The sequence below is a fragment of the Streptomyces otsuchiensis genome (assembly GCF_004305975.1).
In the GTDB taxonomy this organism is placed as follows: domain Bacteria; phylum Actinomycetota; class Actinomycetes; order Streptomycetales; family Streptomycetaceae; genus Streptomyces; species Streptomyces otsuchiensis.
This window is the reverse complement of record NZ_BHZI01000311.1, coordinates 1-6,412: the sequence shown is the minus strand read 5'-3', so window position 1 is coordinate 6,412 and position 6,412 is coordinate 1. Positions and strand designations below refer to the sequence as shown.

Genomic DNA, 6,412 nt, shown 5'->3' with positions numbered 1-6,412 from the left:
GGCGAGCCCGCGCCGCGCGACGCACCGCCGCGATCCGGCATCCGCCCGCGGCCGGGCCCGCCACCCCGAAACAGCCGAGCCGCCACCGCGAAGCCCGGTTTCGTCCAGAGGAGACAGGCCCGTGCGATTCGACACCGACACCACCGGGAAGATCTCGCTCGACCACATCTACACCAGCCCGGACCCCCGGGCGTACTTCACGACCCTGCGGGGCCTGGAGTACCTCATCCCGCAGCACGCCAAGCCGCACTTCACCGCCCTGGCCGACCAGTACCGCGCGGCCCACGGCAGGACCGTCGTCGACATCCTCGACATCGGCTGCTCGTACGGCATCAACGCCGCCGTGACCGGCTGCGACCTCACCATGGACGAGCTGTACCGCCGCTACGGCACACCGGCCGCCGCGGCGCTTCCCGGTGCCGAACTCCTCGCCAGGGACCGCCGAACCACCCGCGCCCGCGCCGGCGCGCACGGCCTGCGCTTCACCGGCCTCGACACCTCCGGCCCCGCCCTCGCCTACGCCGCGCGCGCCGGTTTCCTCGCCGGCACCGTCCACGCGGACCTGGAACGGAACCGGGCGACCGCCGAGCAGCGCGCGGTGTTCGCCGCGACCGATCTCGTCGTCTCCACGGGCTGTTTCGGATACGTCACCGACCGTACGCTGAGCCAGGTGGTGGACACCGAACGCGAACACCGGCCGTGGATGGCCCACTTCGTGCTGCGGATGTTCTCGTTCGACGCGGTCACCGAACGGCTGGCCGCCGCCGGTTACGAGACCGTCCGAAGTGAACGGCTCTTCCGGCAGCGCCGGTTCGCCTCGCCCGAGGAGCGTGAACAGGTGCTGGACAACCTCGCCGACGCCGGGATCGACCCCACCGGCCAGGAGACCGAAGGCTGGTTCTGCGCCCGGCTGTTCGTCTCCCGGCCGCGCCCCGGCGCCGGACCCGGCCGTCACCGGCCGGCCCCACCACATCTGACCGACCCACCGGACCGAGGAACACCGTGACCACCAACCAGCCCGCCCCGCCCGGCCGCACCTTCACTCACGACGACCGGCTGCCGCGCGTCCCCCTGCCCACGCTCGACGACAGCTGCGACCGGCTGATCCAGTGGTGCGCACCCCTACTCACCCCCTCCCAGCTGGCCTCCACCGAGGAGGCACTGGCCGCGTTCCGCGCCGCCGACGGACCCGGCCCGGTACTCCAGCGCGCCCTGGAGGAGTACGACGCCGCCCCCGGAACACACAGCTGGCTCGACACCTTCTGGCCCTACCGCTACCTCGGCCGGCGCGACCGCATCGCCCTCAACGCCAACTTCTTCTTCCTCTTCAACGACCCACCCGCCCCCACCGGGCAGATCGACCGGGCCGCCGGGCTGGTGGCCGCCGCCGTCGCCTACAAGCTGCGGCTCGACGACGAGAGCGTCGCGCCCGCCGAACGGCGCGGTGAACCGCTGTCGATGGACCAGCACCGCTACCTCTTCTCCGCCACGCGGATCCCCGGCGAGACCCAGGACTCCGTCCGGGTGCCCTACTCGGCGCAGTGGCCCGGCCCCTCCACCGCCCGGCACATCGTGGTGTTCCACCGCGGCAACGCCTTCCGCATGGAGGCGATCGGCCCCGAGGGCGCCCCGCACTCCGTCGCCGACCTGGCCGCCGGACTGGCCGCGGTCGCCAAGGCCGGGAGTGAACCGGCCGCCCCCGGCACCGCCGTCGGCCACCTCACCACCGGGGCCCGGGCCCAGTGGGCCCGCAACCGGGAACTGCTCACCGGACTGCACCCCGCCAACGCCGCCGCGCTGGAGGAGATCGAGACGGCGCTGTTCTGCGTCAGCCTCGACGACGCCGCCCCCGGGGCCGTACACGGCGCATGCGACCAACTGCTCCACGGCGACAGCGGCAACCGCTGGTTCGACAAGGCGCTGACCTTCGTCGTCCTGGCCGACGGCCGAGCTGGCATCAACGTCGAACACTGCGGCCTCGACGGCACCACCATCCTCAGCTTCACCGACGACCTCATGGACGCCTCCGCCGAGGAGCACAGCCGCGCCTCCGGCGCCCGGGACCAGGGACTGCCCGCGGTGGAGCCACTGGCCTTCGTCCTCGACGACCACCTGCGCAGCGAAGTCATCGCCGCCGCCGAGGCGTTCGCCGACTACGCGGCGGCCACGGCCACCACCACCGTCACCTTCGACACCTTCGGCTCGGGGCGGGCCAAGGCACTGCGCACCTCACCCGACGCGTTCGTCCAGCTCGCCTACCAACTCGCCCACCAGCGGGCGAAGGGCATGATCGGCGCCACCTACGAGTCCATCGCCACCCGGCAGTGGCGGCGTGGCCGCACCGAGGCCATGCGCGTGGTGACACCGGAGGTCCAGCGCTTCGTCTCCACCATGGAGGAGCCGGCGTCGCCCCCCGGCGAACGGCTGGCGGCGTTCCGGGCCGCCGCCGACGCCCACGTACGGCGCGCCAGGGAGTGCCAGCAGGGCGATGCCCCGGAACAGCACCTGTGGGAGCTGCAGCTCATCCAGCGGCGGCGCGGCGCCGAACTCGGCGTCACCGAGGAGCCCGCGCTCTACCGCAGCCCGGGCTGGACGGTGCTGCGCGACGACTACCTGTCCACCAGCTCCGCGCCCTCGGTCAACATCCAGTTCTTCGGGTTCGGTTCGACGTCCGAGCGATGTATTGGAGTCGCCTACGTCCTGCTGCCCGACCGGTTCCACCTCTACCTGTCCACCCCCGCGCCCGTCGCGGCGCAGATGGACGCCTTCGCCGGTCATCTGCGGGACGTGGTAGCCGAGTTGGACGCACTGCTGGCCGAGGCGGCCGAGGCGGCCAAGGCCGCCGGGGCGGCGGAGGGCTGACGGGCGGTGGGCGCGGCCCCGGGGGGAAGCTTCCGGGACCGCGCCCGGTGACGGTGCGGCGCTGACGGTGCGGCGCTGACGGTGCGCGGCGCGGACGGTCGGTAGCACTGACGGTCGGTGGCGCTGGCAGGCGCCGGCGTGGACTGCCCGGCTCAACCGCCGATGTCGGCGCGCCGGAGCACCTCGGCCAGCGGTGTCGCCGGACGCCCCGTCAGCCGTGGCACGGCGTCGCTGACGGTCGCCAGCTCACCGGCCGCGATCGCCGTGTACGTCGAGACCCAGGCGTCGAGCTGCCAGTCGGGCGCGCCGTAGCCGGCCCGGGAGCGGTACGCCTCCTCGACCGTCTCCGGCCGGTAGGTCACCCGCCGCCCGGTGGCCGTCGAAAGCAGCGCGGCCACCTCCTCCAGCGACAGCGCCTCCGGCCCGGTCAGGTCGTAGGTCGCTCCGTTGTGGGCGGCGGCGTCCAGCAGCACCGCCACCGCCGCGTCGGCGATGTCGTCCTGCGCGACGACCGCCGCGCGGCCCTCGCCCGCCGGGCCGCGGATCACGCCGTCCTCACCGGCCAGACCGGGCATGAAGTCGGCGTAGAGGCCGTCCCTCAGGAAGGTGTAGGGCAGTCCGCTGTCCCGGATGTACCGCTCGGTCACCCAGTGGTCGCGGGCCAGGGTGAAGGTCGCGTCGGGCGCCGCGCCGAGGAACGAGGTGTACACCAGGTGTCCCACCCCCGCCTTGACCGCCGCGTCCACGAACGACCGGTGCTGGTCGAGCCGGTCCGCCGACTCCGACGCCGACACCATGAGTACCCGGTCCGCGCCGTCCAGCGCCGGGAACAGCGCCTCCCGGTCGGCGAAGCCGCCGCGCACCACGGTGCACTCCGGAAGGTCCGGGGCACGCGCGGGGTCACGCACCACCAGGGTCTGGGGCACCCCCGCCGCGGCCAGTCGCGCCGCGACCCGCCCGCCGAGCCGGCCGGTGGCCCCGGTCACCACCGTCTTCACATCGGTGCCCCCGGACTGCGTCTGCTCGGTCATGCGACCTGCCTCCCTGATCAGCGGCTCCACCCCGCGACTGTAGGCGTCCGTGCCGCCGCCGGGTGGCGGTTCGGACGCGCGAACGGGTGACGTCGCGCGGCCGGTCCGGCGCGCGGCGCACCCGTCAGCCGGCGGCGGTGCCCCGGTCGGCGGCGCCGTGCACGTCGGAGCCGGTGGTGGTGCCCGGGCGGTACGCCAGCAGCACGATGCCGGAGCGGAAGGCCCGCTGCTCCACCAGCCGCAGCGGCGGCACGGCCGTACCCGGCGCGAACAGCCGCCGTCCGTGACCGACCACCACCGGGTAGACGAACAGCCGGTACTCGTCGACCAGCCCCGCCGCGATCAGCTGGTGCGTCACCGAGATGCTCCCCGTCACACAGATGTCGCGTCCGTGCTGCCTACGGAGCGCCAGCACGTTCTCGGTGAGCGACCCGGTGAGCACCGTCGCGTTGTTCCAGCCCGGATCGGCCTGCGTGCTGGAGACGACGTACTTGCGCACGCTGTTGAGGTGAGCGGCGACTCCGGTGGTGTCGTCGTGCCGGAGCGGCCAGTAGGCGCGGAAGTCCTCGTAGGTGCTGCGGCCGAGGAGGAGCGCGTCCTCGGCGGCCATCTGATCCCGGAGGGTGTCCACCAGGTCCGAGGTGTCCTCGCCGTCGTCCGCCGGGTCGAACCAGCCGTCGACCGCCTCGATCACGCCGTCGAGGGTGACGTTCTGCACGACCACGAGTGAGCGGCCGGTGCCGTCCATGACAGCCTCCCTTCCCCGGCGCGGCCGTCGGGAAGTCGGTGCGTCAGCCGTGTTCTCCAGTGTAGGAGCGGCGGCCCCGCTGAACCGTGCGAGCAGGAGAGGGTCACCGCTCGCGGTCGGACGGTGGCCTTCCGGTGCCGATCAGTGGCTGCAATCGCTTGCAGATTTATGCGCGCGAAGTCTTGTCATGCTCAGAGGGTGGCGGCAGCATGTGGGCCCATCGAGCCCGGCACCTCTGGTGCGGGCTGCAACCAGTTGCAGATATGGAGTGAGCCGCCGATGAGATCCAGATCCAAGGTGCTCGTGGGAGCCTGCGCCGCGGTCGTGCTGGCGGGAGCCGTCCCCGCCGTGACCGCCGCCGCGCCCGGCGACGGGGCCGCCCCTGCGAAGGCCCGGTCCTCCGCGACCGCGCTCGCCCACGAGGTGCTCGGGCCGCGCGACGGCTGGGGCGCCTACGGCGCGGGCACCAGCGGCGGCGCCTCCGCCTCCCCGGAGAACACCCACACGGTCACCGACCGCGCCGGCCTGCTCGCCGCCCTCGGCGACGTCGCCGACGACACCCCCACGATCGTCTTCGTCAAGGGCACCATCGACATGAACGTCGACGCCCAGGGCAACGCCGTCACCTGCGACGACCTCGCCGACCCCGAGTACACCCTGGACGGCTACCTGGAGGCGTACGACCCCGACACCTGGGGCATGGACACCCGGCCCTTTGGCCCGCTGGAGGAGGCCCGCGACCGCTCCTACCAGAACCAGGCCGCCCACTCGATCTTCCGCGTGCCCTCCAACACCACCCTCGTCGGCCTCGGCAAGGACGCCCGCGTGCTGGGCGGCGCCATGCACGTGCGCGGCGTCAGCAACGTCATCATCCGCAACATCAGCTTCGAGGCCGTCGAGGACTGCTTTCCCCAGTGGGACCCGCTGGACGGCGCGGCGGGCAACTGGAACTCCGAGTACGACGCGATCTGGCTGCACGGCGCGACCAACGTCTGGCTCGACCACAACACCTACCGCGGCGGCGGCCGTCCGGACGCCGAACACTTCGGACGCCCGTACATGGTCTACGACGGCTCCGTGGACATCACCCGGGGCTCGGACCTGGTCACCGTCTCCTACAACCACTACGTCGACTACGACAAGGGCATGCTCGTCGGCGGCGGCGACACCCACCCGGAGGACCCCGGCAAGCTGCGGGTCACCTACCACCACAACCTCTTCGAGAACGTCCTCCAGCGCTCCCCGCGGGTGCGGCGCGGCGAGGTGCACGTCTACAACAACGTCTACCGGGTGACCCCCGACGCCCCCTACGCCTTCGAGTACGCCTGGGGCGTCGGCCTGGAGTCGAAGATCCACGCCGCGAACAACTACTTCGAGGGCGACATCCGGCCCGGCACCCTCACCCGCCGCTTCAACGGCACCGACCTCCACGAGAGCGGCACCTACCTCAACGGCTTCGGCAAGCGGCACCAGGTCGATGTCGTCGCCGAGCACAACAAGCTCAACCCGGCCACCCCGCTGGGGACCGACGTCGGCTGGACGCCGTGGCTCTACGACCGGATCGAGCCCGTCGCCAAGGCCACCAACGACGTCAAGCGGAACGCGGGCGCCGGCAAGCTGCGCTGAGCCCCGGCGGGCGTGCGGGCGTGCGGGCGTGCGGGCGGAGCGTGGCGCCCGGTGGCGCGCCCGGTACCGCGCCGCCGCGGTCAGGGCATCCCCGGCCCCGGACACCCGTCCGGGGCCGGGGCGCGCCCCACCGCCGTCCCCCCCC

Annotated in this window: 5 protein-coding genes; 3 read left to right on the top strand and 2 right to left on the bottom strand. The window is 73.0% G+C overall.

Going from position 1 to position 6,412, the window contains the following annotated elements; all coding sequences use genetic code 11:
• Positions 1-121 precede the first annotated feature (121 nt).
• On the top strand, positions 122-1,006 hold the full coding sequence (locus E0D90_RS22420) for a class I SAM-dependent methyltransferase (protein WP_227870408.1): 885 nt from the start codon (positions 122-124) through the stop codon (positions 1,004-1,006).
• Positions 1,003-2,862, top strand: a complete 1,860-nt coding sequence (locus E0D90_RS22415; protein WP_130799830.1) for a choline/carnitine O-acyltransferase — start codon at positions 1,003-1,005, stop codon at positions 2,860-2,862. Before E0D90_RS22420 ends, E0D90_RS22415 begins: the two co-directional genes overlap by 4 nt.
• Positions 2,863-3,014: 152 nt before the next feature.
• Here the strand turns inward: E0D90_RS22415 and E0D90_RS22410 are convergent, their stop codons facing one another.
• Together E0D90_RS22410 and E0D90_RS22405 are read right to left on the bottom strand one after the other, a co-directional pair.
• The gene (locus E0D90_RS22410; protein WP_130799829.1) at positions 3,015-3,893 is read right to left on the bottom strand and encodes an SDR family oxidoreductase; all 879 of its coding nucleotides are present in this window, start codon (positions 3,891-3,893) and stop codon (positions 3,015-3,017) included.
• Positions 3,894-4,017: 124 nt separating this feature from the next.
• A complete protein-coding gene (locus E0D90_RS22405) occupies positions 4,018-4,641 on the bottom strand; it encodes a dihydrofolate reductase family protein (protein WP_103501039.1) in 624 nt (207 codons plus the stop codon).
• A gap of 279 nt (positions 4,642-4,920) precedes the next feature.
• On the opposite strand from E0D90_RS22405, the gene E0D90_RS22400 reads away from it, so the two are divergent.
• The gene (locus tag E0D90_RS22400; protein WP_130799828.1) at positions 4,921-6,267 is read left to right on the top strand and encodes a pectate lyase family protein; all 1,347 of its coding nucleotides are present in this window, start codon (positions 4,921-4,923) and stop codon (positions 6,265-6,267) included.
• The last annotated feature ends 145 nt before the right edge of the window (positions 6,268-6,412 follow it).